This is a genomic window from Nonomuraea sp. NPDC047529 (assembly GCF_040642995.1).
Lineage (GTDB): Bacteria > Actinomycetota > Actinomycetes > Streptosporangiales > Streptosporangiaceae > Nonomuraea.
Genome location: NZ_JBEYTJ010000003.1, coordinates 263,241 through 274,188 on the forward strand (window position 1 = coordinate 263,241; position 10,948 = coordinate 274,188).

Annotated in this window: 12 protein-coding genes and 1 pseudogene; 5 read left to right on the forward strand and 8 right to left on the reverse strand. The window is 72.0% G+C overall.

The window, feature by feature from the left end; all coding sequences use genetic code 11:
- The first annotated feature begins 8 nt into the window (after positions 1 to 8).
- Positions 9 to 713 carry an alpha/beta fold hydrolase gene (locus tag ABZ815_RS07715; RefSeq protein ID WP_357695134.1) on the forward strand — a complete coding sequence of 235 codons (705 nt, stop codon included), beginning with the start codon at positions 9 to 11 and terminating at the stop codon, positions 711 to 713.
- Here the strand turns inward: ABZ815_RS07715 and ABZ815_RS07720 are convergent.
- Together ABZ815_RS07720 and ABZ815_RS07725 are read right to left on the reverse strand one after the other, a co-directional pair.
- Complete coding sequence (locus ABZ815_RS07720) at positions 676 to 1,797, reverse strand: ATP-binding protein (RefSeq protein WP_357695136.1); 1,122 nt, start codon at positions 1,795 to 1,797, stop codon at positions 676 to 678. The genes ABZ815_RS07715 and ABZ815_RS07720 overlap by 38 nt on opposite strands.
- A 44-nt stretch (positions 1,798 to 1,841) precedes the next feature.
- Positions 1,842 to 2,504 (reverse strand): annotated as a pseudogene (locus tag ABZ815_RS07725) (response regulator transcription factor); the annotation flags it as partial.
- A 112-nt stretch (positions 2,505 to 2,616) separates the two neighbouring features.
- Here ABZ815_RS07725 and ABZ815_RS07730 point away from each other — a divergent pair.
- The 3 genes from ABZ815_RS07730 to ABZ815_RS07740 all read left to right on the forward strand — a co-directional run bounded on the left by ABZ815_RS07730 (position 2,617) and on the right by ABZ815_RS07740 (position 4,685).
- A complete protein-coding gene (locus ABZ815_RS07730; RefSeq protein WP_357695138.1) occupies positions 2,617 to 2,964 on the forward strand; it encodes a hypothetical protein in 348 nt (115 codons plus the stop codon).
- Between the two features lie 75 nt (positions 2,965 to 3,039).
- Entirely contained in the window at positions 3,040 to 3,801 is a 762-nt protein-coding gene (locus ABZ815_RS07735; RefSeq protein ID WP_357695140.1) for an SDR family NAD(P)-dependent oxidoreductase, read from the forward strand.
- Positions 3,802 to 3,932: 131 nt separating this feature from the next.
- Positions 3,933 to 4,685, forward strand: coding sequence for an alpha/beta fold hydrolase (locus ABZ815_RS07740; RefSeq protein WP_357695142.1), 753 nt, complete (start codon positions 3,933 to 3,935; stop codon positions 4,683 to 4,685).
- Here ABZ815_RS07740 and ABZ815_RS07745 read toward each other — a convergent pair.
- The 3 genes from ABZ815_RS07745 to mce form a co-directional block, all read right to left on the reverse strand.
- Positions 4,645 to 5,766 carry an AI-2E family transporter gene (locus tag ABZ815_RS07745; protein ID WP_357695144.1) on the reverse strand — a complete coding sequence of 374 codons (1,122 nt, stop codon included), beginning with the start codon at positions 5,764 to 5,766 and terminating at the stop codon, positions 4,645 to 4,647. The two genes, ABZ815_RS07740 and ABZ815_RS07745, sit on opposite strands and share 41 nt — an antisense overlap.
- 143 nt (positions 5,767 to 5,909) lie before the next feature.
- Positions 5,910 to 7,199, reverse strand: coding sequence for a DivIVA domain-containing protein (locus tag ABZ815_RS07750; protein WP_357695146.1), 1,290 nt, complete (start codon positions 7,197 to 7,199; stop codon positions 5,910 to 5,912).
- 191 nt (positions 7,200 to 7,390) lie between these two features.
- Positions 7,391 to 7,813: a methylmalonyl-CoA epimerase gene (gene mce, locus ABZ815_RS07755; RefSeq protein ID WP_357695148.1), complete on the reverse strand. Its 423-nt coding sequence runs from the start codon at positions 7,811 to 7,813 to the stop codon at positions 7,391 to 7,393.
- A gap of 86 nt (positions 7,814 to 7,899) precedes the next feature.
- Here mce and ABZ815_RS07760 point away from each other — a divergent pair, with 86 nt between their 5' ends.
- Positions 7,900 to 9,081 carry an acetyl-CoA C-acetyltransferase gene (locus ABZ815_RS07760; RefSeq protein WP_357695150.1) on the forward strand — a complete coding sequence of 394 codons (1,182 nt, stop codon included), beginning with the start codon at positions 7,900 to 7,902 and terminating at the stop codon, positions 9,079 to 9,081.
- A 279-nt stretch (positions 9,082 to 9,360) separates the two neighbouring features.
- Here ABZ815_RS07760 and ABZ815_RS07765 read toward each other — a convergent pair whose 3' ends face one another.
- From ABZ815_RS07765 to ABZ815_RS07775, 3 genes are all read right to left on the reverse strand, one after another.
- Positions 9,361 to 9,639: a hypothetical protein gene (locus ABZ815_RS07765; protein ID WP_357695152.1), complete on the reverse strand. Its 279-nt coding sequence runs from the start codon at positions 9,637 to 9,639 to the stop codon at positions 9,361 to 9,363.
- Positions 9,632 to 10,240 (reverse strand): sigma-70 family RNA polymerase sigma factor, encoded by a 609-nt coding sequence (locus tag ABZ815_RS07770; RefSeq protein ID WP_357695154.1) that lies wholly within the window; start codon positions 10,238 to 10,240, stop codon positions 9,632 to 9,634. Before ABZ815_RS07770 ends, ABZ815_RS07765 begins: the two co-directional genes overlap by 8 nt.
- Positions 10,241 to 10,385: 145 nt before the next feature.
- Positions 10,386 to 10,844, reverse strand: a complete 459-nt coding sequence (locus tag ABZ815_RS07775) for a hypothetical protein (RefSeq protein WP_357695156.1) — start codon at positions 10,842 to 10,844, stop codon at positions 10,386 to 10,388.
- Positions 10,845 to 10,948 lie beyond the last annotated feature (104 nt).

Genomic DNA, 10,948 nt, shown 5'->3' on the forward strand with positions numbered 1-10,948 from the left:
GGACCCCCGTGGAGATTCGCGCGGCCACCGTGCTGCCCGCCCGACGTGAACCGATCGAGCTGCAGACGGGCGACGGCCTGACCCTGGTCGGCGAGCTGGCCCAGCCCCTCGACCGGCCGCCCGTGGCCACCCTGGTCACCCTGCACCCGCTGCCCACCCACGGCGGGTTCATGGACAGCCACGTCTACAAGAAGGCCGCCAACCGGCTGCCCGCGCTCGCCGACCTCGCCGTGCTGCGCTTCAACACGCGCGGCACCGGCTCCGAGCGCGGCACCTCCGGCGGCACGTTCGACGGCGGCGAGGGCGAGCGGTTCGACGTGGCGGCGGCGCTGGAGTACGCCGAGTTCCACGACCTGCCGCGGGTGTGGGTGGTGGGCTGGTCCTTCGGCACCGAGCTGACCCTGAAGTGGGCGCACGACCCTCTCGTCGAGGGTGCGATCCTGCTCTCGCCCCCGCTCCACAGGGCCACCGACGACGACCTCGACGCGTGGGCCGGGTTCGGGCGGCCGCTGGTGGCGCTGGTGCCCGAGTTCGACGACTACCTGCGTCCCGAGGAGGCCCGGCGGCGGTTCGCCAGGGTGCCGCAGGCCGAGGTCATCGGCGTGGACGGTGCCAAGCACCTGTGGGTGGGCGAGCCCTACGTCCGGATCGTCCTGAACGAGATCGTCCGGCGGGTCAATCCGGAGGCGTACCCGCTGCCGACGGACATCTGACGGTCACCTCCAGTCCGCCCTCCGGCCGCGCGACCACCTCCAGCGTGCCGTGGTGGGCCCGGACGACGGCGGCGACGATCGACAGCCCCAGCCCCAGCCCGTCGCCGACCGCCCTGCGGCCGCTCTCCAGCCGCTGGAAAGGCTGGAGCAGCGTCGCGACCCGGTCGGGCGGGATCACCGGGCCGCTGTTGGCGACGGTGAGCGTGGCCAGGCCCGCCCGCACGTCCGTGGCGACCGAGATCCACCCGTCCGGTACGTTGTGCCGCGCCGCGTTGTCCAGCAGGTTCGCGACCAGGCGTTCGAGCAGGGCGGGGTCGCCGGAGGCGGGCGCGGGCCGCAGCGCCGCCTCGACGCGCAGCGACGGGCCCGGCCGCCGGTCGAGCACCTGCCCGGCGACGGCGGCCAGGTCGAGCGGCTCCCGGTGGTCCAGGCCCTGCTCGCTCCTGGCCAGGACGAGCAGCGCCTCGATGAGCCGTTCCTGATGCCGGCCGGCCGCCAGCAGGCGGTCAAGGACGTGGCGCAGCGCCGCGGCGTCGGCCTCCGGGTCGGCCAGCGCGACCTCGGCCATGGCGCGCTGGAGGGTCAGCGGTGTGCGCAACTCGTGGGAGGCGTTGGCCACGAACCGCCGCTGCGCGGTGAAGGCGGCCTCCAGCCGATCCAGCAGGTCGTCGAAGGTGTCGGCCAGCTTCTTCAGCTCGTCGTCCGGGCCGGACGCGGCCAGCCGCCTGTCCAGCCGGTCGGCCGTGATGCGCCGGACGGTCGCCGTCATGTCGTGCAGCGGCCGCAGCACCCGTCCGGCCGTCAGCCATCCCAGCAACATCGACGCGAACGCCATGACCACGAGGGCGATCACCGAGTTGACCAGCAGCCTGCGCAGCCCGGCCGCCTGCTGCTCGGCCAGGTACGCCAGGTCCACCCGCGGCTCCGGCACGGCCGGCCCCCCTGGCAGGACGGGAGCGGTCGGCGCGCCGGGGAACGGCGAGTGCGCGACCAGCAGGTAGATCAGGGCGACCAGCAGCATGCCGGCGGCCACGAACAGGCCGCTGTAGAGCAGCGTCAGCCGCAGCCGTACGGTCCGTCGCACGCCGGGGCACCTCCGCCCGTGTCCGAACCGGCTCCGGGACCGGCCATCCGGTAGCCGGCCTGCGGGACGGTCTCGATCAGCGGCGGGTCGCCGAGCTTGCGGCGCAACCGGCTGACCGTCACCTTCACGGTCTGCGTGAACGGGTCGGCGAACTCGTCCCACCCGCGTTCGAGCAGCTGCTCGGCCGAGACCACCGCGCCGCCGGCCGACAGCAGCAGCTCCAGCACCGCGAACTCCTTCGGGCTGAGCGCCAGCCGGCGCCCGTCGCGGGTGGCGACGCGCGTGGACGGGTCCAGCCGCAGCCCGCCGTGGACCAGCACCGGCGGCAGCACCGGCGGCAGCGCCGGACGCGCCCGCCTGGCCAGCGCCCTGATCCTGGCCACCAGCTCGGCGAAGGCGAACGGCTTGGGCAGGTAGTCGTCGGCCCCGATGCCCAGCCCGCTCACCCGGTCGTCGATGGTCCCGGCGGCGGTGAGCATCAGCACGCCCGCCGGACGGCCGTCGGCGGTCAGGCTCCGGCACACGTCGTCGCCGTGCAGGCCGGGCAGGTCGCGGTCGAGCACGACCACGTCGTAGTCGTTGACGGAGGCGCGGTCCAGCCCGGTGTGCCCGCCCAGCGCCACGTCGACGGCCATGCCCTCGCGGCGCAGGCCGGCGGCCACGGTGTGGGCGAGCTCCTCGTGGTCTTCGACGATCAGCACCCTCATGGTCGCCCCAGCATGCCCAGAGCGGGGTTACAGCGGGGTAACCGCCGTCGTTCCCGGGTGGTAACCGGGGGCGGGGTTCGCTGTGAGCATCGGACGAAACGGAGGAGTCACCATGAAGGGTTCGACCGTCAGGCGGGTGGTCCTGGCCGCGCTGGTCTTCGCCGCCGTCGCGGGCGGCGCGGCGGCCTCGTACGGGGAGGCCGGGCCGGATGACGGCGGCAAGGCGTTCACGTCGTGCGTGCGCGCGCACGGGCTGCCGGACTTCCCCGGGGTCACCGTCTCGGAGGACGGCCTGGTCAATCTCAGCATCGGCGGCGAGCGGGTGGACGCGCTGTCGGAGAAGTACGGGGCGGCGGTCAAGGCGTGCGGGTCGCTGCTGCCGGAAGGGGCGGGGCTGCCGGGCAAGCCGCAGGCTCCCGCCGCGCCGGAAGCGCCGCGATTGCCGGTGGGTCCGTCCTGATTCGGGGTGGGACGGGCATGGCGCGGGCGGGCGAAGATTTGTAGAATCTTGTTCGGTTCCGAGCGAGGAGGCACTGTGGGCGCGTTCGACCTGTCCGGCAGGACGGCTCTGGTCACCGGGGCGTCGAAGGGCATCGGACGGGCCATCGCGCTCGCCTACGCCGCGGCGGGCGCCGACGTCGCCCTGGTCTCCAGGTCGGCCGAGGCGCTGGCCGAGGTCGGCAAGGAGGTCGAGGCGCTCGGCAGGCGGGCCGTCGTGATCGCCGCCGACCTCACCGACCGCGAAGCCGCCGCCGCGGCCGTCGCCGCCTCGATCGACGGGCTCGGGCACCTCGACGTCGTCGTCAACAACGCCGGCGGCTCGAACTTCCTGGTCGAGTTCAAGGACCTGCGCCTGTCCGGCTGGGACAAGCTGATGCGGCTCAACCTGGACTCCGCCATGGCCGTCTGCCACGCCGTCGCGCCCCATCTGCTGGGCCGCGGCTCCGGCTCGGTGATCAACGTGGCGTCGGTGGCGGCGCGCGGCGCCCCGCTGCTCGCCCCGTACGCCGCCGCCAAGGCCGGGCTGGTGGCCCTGACCAAGACGCTGGCGGCCGAGTGGGCGTCGGCCGGCGTACGCGTCAACGCCCTGTGCCCCGGCTGGACGGCCACCGACCTCAACCGCAACCTGTGGGAGGACGAGGCCGCGAGCGCCGCCACGATCGCCGGCGTGCCCATGCGGCGGTGGGGGACGCCGGAGGAGATGGCCCAGCCGGCCGTGTTCCTCGCCGGGGAGGCGTCGGCGTACATGACGGGCCAGGTGCTGTTCGTGGACGGCGGGGCCACCGCGATCGGCTGAGCCCGCTCGGACGCCGGGCGGGCTTATCGCGGTATACCGGCATACGTCAATAAGTGAATGTCAACGTGAACCGGGCTACCGTGTGGTCCGTGCAGCTCTACACGAGATCGGCCGGGAGCGGACTCCCGGTTGTGCTGCTTCACGCGTTCCCGCTGTCGTCGGCGATGTGGCTGGCCCAACGCGAAGTGCTGTCGAAGGTCTGCCGGGTCGTCACCCCCGACCTGCGCGGTTTCGGCGGCTCCCGGCTGGGCGACGACGAGCCCTCCCTCGACCTGATGGCCGACGACGTCGTCAGGCTGCTCGACGAGGAAGGCATCGATCGGGCGGTGGTCGGCGGGTTGTCGATGGGCGGCTACGTGACCATGGCGCTCTGCCGGCGGCATCCCGACCGGGTGCTCGGGGTGATCCTGGCCGACACCAAGGCCAGCCCCGACCCGCCCGCGGCCAGGGAGAACCGGGAGCGCATCGCGCAGGCCGTGCTGGCCGAGGGGAGCGAGGTGCTGGTCGGCGAGGTGCTGCCGGCGCTCATCGGTCCCACGACCAAGGAACGCAGGGCCATGGTCTTCGGCCGGGTCAAGGGCCTGGTGCAGTCGGCCCCGCCGGGAGCCGTGGCCTGGGCGCAACGGGCCATGGCCGCCCGTCCCGACTCCTTCGGCACGTTGAGCGAGCTGAAGGTGCCCCTGCTGATCGTCGTGGGGGAGGAGGACGAGCTGTCGCCGCCCGCCGATGCCGAGGCCATGGCACGGGCCGCGCCCGAGGGCAGGCTGGAGGTCATCCCCAAGGCCGGTCACCTGAGCGCGGTCGAGCAGCCGGAGGCGTTCAACGCGGCGGTGACCGAGTTCCTCAGGACCGAGCTTGGCGGGGCAGCACGATCTCCCGGATGATCAGCGCGATGGCGGCGGCCACCGGGATCGCCAGCAACGCTCCGACGATGCCGAGCAGGGCGCCGCCGAACAGCGCGGCGATCACCGTCACGGCGGGCGTCACGTCCACCGAGCGTTTCATCACCCTGGGGTAGATGAAGTAGTTCTCGATCTGCTGGTAGACCACGAAGAAGATCGCGCAGGCGATGCCGGCGGGCAGCGACTGCAACAGCGCGACCCCGGTGACGAGCACCGCGCCGATCGTGGCGCCCACCAGCGGGATCAGGTCGGTCAGCGCCACGACGAGGGCGAGCGCGAGCGCGTACTGCACCCCGGCGATCGACAGGAAGATCCACGTCAGCACGCCCGCGATGACCGAGATGAGGACGTTGCCCGCGACGTAGCCGCCGATGCCGGTGAGGATCTGCTCGGTGATGGCCGACGTGCGCGGCCGGCGCGAGGCCGGGACGAGCTTGAGCAGGTACTCCTTGATCGTGTGCAGCGAGCCGAGGAAGTACAGCATGAGCACCAGCAGTGTCACCGTGGTGAACACGCCGTTGAGCACCACCAGCCCCGCGCCCATGATGCCGCTGGCCAGCGCGGGCCCGAGCGTGCTGGTCACGAACTGGCGCACCTGCGCGAGCACGTGATACTCGGCCTCGATCTGGCGGACCGTCGGATGGTTGCTCAGGTCGGTGATGTAACCGGGCACGGCCGCGATGAACTCCGACAACTGCTGGCTGACCGGCGGCACGATGGCCAGGCCGAACAGCGTGAACGCCACGATCACCCCGGTGAACACGATCGAGATCGCCAGCCGCCTGGCCAGCCCGCGCCGCTGTAACGCCTCGACCGCCGGGTTGAGGCCCACGGCCAGGAACATCGCGACGACAATGAGGATGATCGTGCTGAGCGACTTCTCGATCATCTGCGCGAGCGCGATGGCCGTCAGCACGCCCAGCCCGCCCACCAGCCCGAACAGGAACGGCCCGCGGGCGAACGGCTTGCCCGGCAGCCCGTACGGCGCCTGCTCCTCGGACGGCCCGGCCTCCTGGGGCGCCTTGGCCTCCTCGGCGGTCCTGGGCTCGGTTTCTGCGGACACGGAGGGCTCCTAGGCTCCTAGGGGGACGGGGGGGTCGGTGGAACGCTTGTCGTGAAACAGAAAGAGAGCCTAGCGACCCAAGGTCACCAGGCTCTCTTCCAGCCGTGTACAGCCCCCGTGTGCGGTCTCCGTCTAGCCCGCCGTCACTCCTGCCACCACTCCGCGTCGTCCTCGCTCCTGGCCTCGACCTTGGGAGCGGGGGTCGTGGGCGGCGCGGCCGGCTCGGCGGCCGGGGCCGCGATGGCCGGCTTGGCCGGGGCCGCGGCGACCGCGGGCTCCGGCTCCAGGCCCGGCAGGGCGGCGCCGCCGAGGAGCTGGCGCAGCTGGGCCAGGTGGCTGGTGATGCTGTCGCGCTGCCTGGTCAGCTCGTCGACCTGGCGCTGCATCGTCGTACGGGTGCGCTCGGCGTCGTTCTTCGCCTCGGTGACGATCGTCTCGGCGCTGGACTTGGCCTCCGCCATGACCGTCTCGGAGCTCTTGCGGGCGTTCGCGACGAGCTGCTTGGCGTGCAGGTCGGCCTCGCGGCGCGTCTGCTCGGCCTGCTGGGTGGCCTTCGTGGCGCGCGACTCGGCCGTGGCGGCCCGCTGCTCGGCCTCGGCGACCATCTTCTGCGTGTTGGCCTGGGCGGTGGCGTGGCGCTCGGCCTCCTGGCGCTCGGCCTCCTCCCGGCGGGAGGCGAGCTGGATCTCGAACTCGGCCTCGTCCTGGGCCCGCTTGGCCTCCGACTCCTCCAGCACCCGCTGAGCCTGCGCGCGCATCTCGTCGGCCTGCCGCTTGGCGGTGGTCAGCACCTCGTCGCGCTCACGCTTGGTCGAGGCGCGCAGTTGCGCCACCTCGCGCTCGGTGGTGGTGCGGAGCTTGGCGATCTCGCGCTCGGCGTCGGCCCGCTTCTCGGCCACCTCGTGGTCGGCGGTGGCCCGCAGCTTGGCGGCCTCGCGCTCGGTGGTGTTGGTCAGCTCGTCGGCCTCGCGGCGGGCGGTGGAGCGGATCTCCTCGGCGTCCCGCTCGGCGGTGGAGCGCATGTCGTCGCTCTCCCGCGTGGCCTGGGCCCGCTTCTCGGCGGCCTCGGCCTCGGCGGCTGCCCGCAGGTCGGCCGCCTCGACCTTGGCGGCGGCCTTGATCTCGTTGGCCTCGGTCCGGGCGGCCTGCACGAGCTCGGTGGCCTGCTCCTCGGCCAGGCGCAGCAACTGCTCGATGCGGGCGCCGAGACCGGAGTACGTCGGACGCTCCTGCTCCTGCAACTGGCGCTGGGAGTCGGACAGATCGCGCTGCAGGTTGGTGACCTGCTCCCTCGACTGGCGTAGCTCCAGGTCGAGCTGCTTGAGGTGGTCGTGTACCTGGTGCCGGTCGTAGCCCCTGAGCACGACGTCGAACTCGCGTGCCGGGGCGTCCTCGAAGAAGTTGTTGAGCTGGGCGTCGATGTCGGACTGCATGGAGGCTCGATCCTGGGTTGTCGAGACGGCTACACGGGCCGGACGGGGGGTTCGGCGCAGCCGAGCCAGGAGCCTGTGCCTCGCGGCAGGCTCCCTGTCCGGTGGGAAGCCAGCGTACTCCGCTGGTGCCACCTTCGGGCCCCGTCCAGCTTTCTGCGTGACTAGTTACTTATGTACGAAATATCTGTTTGCTAGCGCGAGGCCGCTTGGACCAACTCGGTGAGCATTCCCCCCACATCTTTGGGATGCAAGAACGCGATCTGCGACCCCATGGAACCGTGACGCGGACGTTCGTCGAGCACCCTCACGCCCTTCTCGTTGATCTTAGTCATGGCCTCGGCGACGTCGGAAACCCCAAATGCCACATGGTGGACACCTTCGCCCCGTTTGGCGAGGAATTTTCCTACGGGGGAGTCGTCGGAGAGCGGTTCCAGCAGCTGGATGTAGGAGCCGCCGCCCTCGCCGTCGGCGATGTGCAGCATGGCCTCCTTGACGCCCTGCGCCTCGTTGACCTCGCGTGCCACGACGGTGAGTGCGAACGTCTCCGAGAAGAACGCGATCTTCTCCTCCAGGTCGTGGCAGGCGATCCCGATGTGGTCGATGCGCATGAACATTGTGTGGCCTACCTCCATAGCGGGCGAGCTCCTACTCGTGGGTATGGTGTCAAAGAACCCCTCATGAGCACAGGAGGCCGCCGCCAATGTCCAGTTCCGTCATCGTCGCCGGAGCTCGTACCCCCATCGGCAAGCTGCTCGGCGCCCTGTCCGGGCTGTCCGGCGTGGAGCTGGGCGGTATCGCCATCAAGGCCGCGCTGGAACGTGCCGGAGTGGCCCCCGAGGCCGTCGAGTACGTGATCATGGGCCAGGTGCTCCAGGCGGGCGCCGGCCAGATCCCCTCCCGCCAGGCCGCCGTCAAGGCCGGCATCCCGATGACCGTGCCCTCGCTGACCGTCAACAAGGTCTGCCTGTCGGGCCTCGACGCCATCGCCCTGGCCGACCAGCTCATCCGCGCCGGCGAGTTCGACATCGTGGTCGCGGGCGGCATGGAGTCCATGACCAACGCGCCCCACCTGCTGCCCGGACTGCGCAAGGGCGTCAAGTACGGCGGCTCCGACGTGGTCGACTCGATGGCCCACGACGGACTGTTCTGCGCCTTCGACCAGTGCGCGATGGGGGAGTCGACCGAGCGGTACAACGCCAGGCTCGGCATCGGCCGCGAGGAGCAGGACGCCGTGTCGGCCCGCTCCCACCAGCTCGCCGCCGCCGCGACCAAGAACGGCGTCTTCGGGGAGGAGATCGTCCCGGTCGAGATCCCGCAGCGGCGTGGCGAGCCGGTGGTCGTCCTGGAGGACGAGGGCGTACGCGGGGACACCACCGTCGAGACGCTGGCCAAGCTGCGCCCGGCCTTCGCCGCCGACGGCACCATCACCGCCGGGTCGGCCTCGCAGATCTCCGACGGGGCGTGCGCCGTGGTGGTCATGTCGAAGGCCAAGGCGGAGGAGCTGGGGCTGCCGTGGCTGGCGGAGATCGGACGGCACGGCAACGTGGCCGGGCCCGACGCGTCCCTGCAGTCGCAGCCGGCCAACGCCATCAAGCACGCGCTGTCCAAGCAGGGGCTCACCGCCGACGACCTTGACCTGGTCGAGATCAACGAGGCCTTCGCCAGCGTCGTGCTGCAGTCGGCCAAGGAGCTCGGGGTGCCGCTGGACAAGGTGAACGTCAACGGCGGCGGCATCGCGCTGGGGCACCCGATCGGGGCCTCGGGGGCGCGGATCGTGCTGACGCTGGCGTACGAGCTGAAGCGGCGGGGCGGCGGCCTGGGTGCGGCGGGGCTGTGCGGCGGTGGCGGGCAGGGCGACGCGCTCATCATCCGCGTTCCCTGACCTTCTTCGACGCCCACCCGGTCACCGGGTGGGCCTGTCAGGACGGCGCCTTCGGCGCCTGTGGTCCACCCGGCCCGTTGCCTGGTTCCCGGGTGGGCCTGCTGGAGCCCGTCCGGGGAGACGCCCTTCAGCCCCCATGGTTGGCACCGCCGCCCCCGGTAGACGATCACCGGCCAGGGCGCGCCCCGACCGGCAAGGCCACCAGGGCCCCCGACGCCGAGCCGCTCACACCCCGGCCCGGCACAGACCGCAAGGCCGCCCCGCGAAGGCAGCCTCTCGCTAATGCCCCTTCCCCGTGTGCCGCCCGCCCGCCGGGACCAGCTCGCACACGCCGTCGGTGCAGGTCCGCTGCATGCGTCCCATCGAGACGAGCTGCACCAGCGCCATCACCCAGCACGCCGGGCACCCGCGCAGGGCGATCGCGCCGACGACGGCGAGCACCAGGCTGACGGGGCCGGTCCACGGGATCAGCGCGACCGAGGCGATCAGCGCGCCGAAGCCCAGCGCGCCGCGGGCCAAATGACGGGGCAGTGACGTCCCCGCGGTGGGCTCAGTCATGGAGGGCTCCTTGGGACAGCAGGCCGTGCACGGTCGCACGGGCGCGGTGCAGGCGGGACTTCATCGCGGGCACGCTCAGCCCGAGGGCGTCGGCGACCATGCGGCCGCTGAGCCCCTGGACGTCCCGCATGATGAGCACCCGCCGCTGGTCGGCGGGGAGTGCCGCGATGGCCTCGGCCACCCGGGCGGCCTCCAGCCGTTCGAACATCTCCTCCTCGGCCGACTGCGCGGCGGCCGAGGGGGGCGCGGGCGGCCCGGGGCGCAGCATCAGGCGGGCCCGCCTGATGCATTCGTTGCGGATGATCCGGAACATCCACGAGGCCAGCGCTCCGGACGCCCGCAGGGTGCCGATCTTGCGGTACAGGACGATCAGCGCCTCCTGGGCGGCGTCCTCGGCGTCCTCGGGCGTGGCGCACAGCGTGTGGGCGAAGCGCCGCACGTGCGGGTGGGCGCCCGACACCAGCGCGGCGATCGAGTCGGCGTCGCCGGCGCGGGCCGCGTTGATCAGCTGTTCGTCCGACCAGGCGCGCCCGCCGCCGGCCGGCTCCGGTGCCACGGCACCGGAGCCGGCGGACGTGCCGAGGCGCTGCGGGTCAGCCACGTTCCTTGCTCCTTCGCCGCAGTACGACCACGCACGTGCAGATCAGTACGGCCGCAGCCCCGGCCGCGATGGCAATCACCATGATGGTCTCCCATTGTCTCGTTGCGTTGTACGGACATGAGAGGCATCGACCCCCGGAAAGGATTCAGGAGGAACGGGTGAAGTCGGCGATCCAGTTCGTCTCCCAGGTGACCCCGCCGTCGGGCGAGAACCGCTGTTCCCAGCGGGCCGACTCACCGGTGATGTCCGACCAGATGTAGGCGACCTTGATCGGCCGGCCGTCGTACACGTCGTCGCAGGTGAAGACCCCGCGCCCGGTGTCGTCGAAGCGGCCCACGACGGGCGGCAGTGACATGCCGGTGGCGCTGCCGGCCCAGTAGAGCGCCCATTCGTCGGCCGCCTCGTCGTACAGACGCAGGGTCACCCCGGCGGACCCCTCGCTGGGGAAGGTGACCTCGTCGATGTTGCCCGTCCCGTCCAGGACGCTCCAGCACCTGGTGTGGCCGGTGAACTCGTACCATTCGTCGCTGCCGGCGAGTGCCTTGCGCAGCCGTCGCTGCCGTGAGGTCCAGGTGCCGACGAAGAAGTCGAAGCTGTTGTCCATGCCCGGACGGTAAGCGCCCATCCCTGACATCTTCCGTCAGTGTCCCGGCGGCGGTGGGGGGGACGCCCCACAAACCCCCCCCCCTAAAGCGCGACAACCGCCCC

Bases quoted from the DNA above. Each gene is read 5' to 3' on its own strand.
- ABZ815_RS07775 (WP_357695156.1), bottom strand. From the start codon at position 10,844: ATGGACAACAGCTTCGACTTCTTCGTCGGCACCTGGACCTCACGGCAG.
- ABZ815_RS07765 (WP_357695152.1), bottom strand. From the start codon at position 9,639: ATGACTGAGCCCACCGCGGGGACGTCACTGCCCCGTCATTTGGCCCGC.
- ABZ815_RS07760 (WP_357695150.1), top strand. From the start codon at position 7,900: ATGTCCAGTTCCGTCATCGTCGCCGGAGCTCGTACCCCCATCGGCAAG.
- mce (WP_357695148.1), bottom strand. From the start codon at position 7,813: ATGTTCATGCGCATCGACCACATCGGGATCGCCTGCCACGACCTGGAG.
- ABZ815_RS07750 (WP_357695146.1), bottom strand. From the start codon at position 7,199: ATGCAGTCCGACATCGACGCCCAGCTCAACAACTTCTTCGAGGACGCC.
- ABZ815_RS07730 (WP_357695138.1), top strand. From the start codon at position 2,617: ATGAAGGGTTCGACCGTCAGGCGGGTGGTCCTGGCCGCGCTGGTCTTC.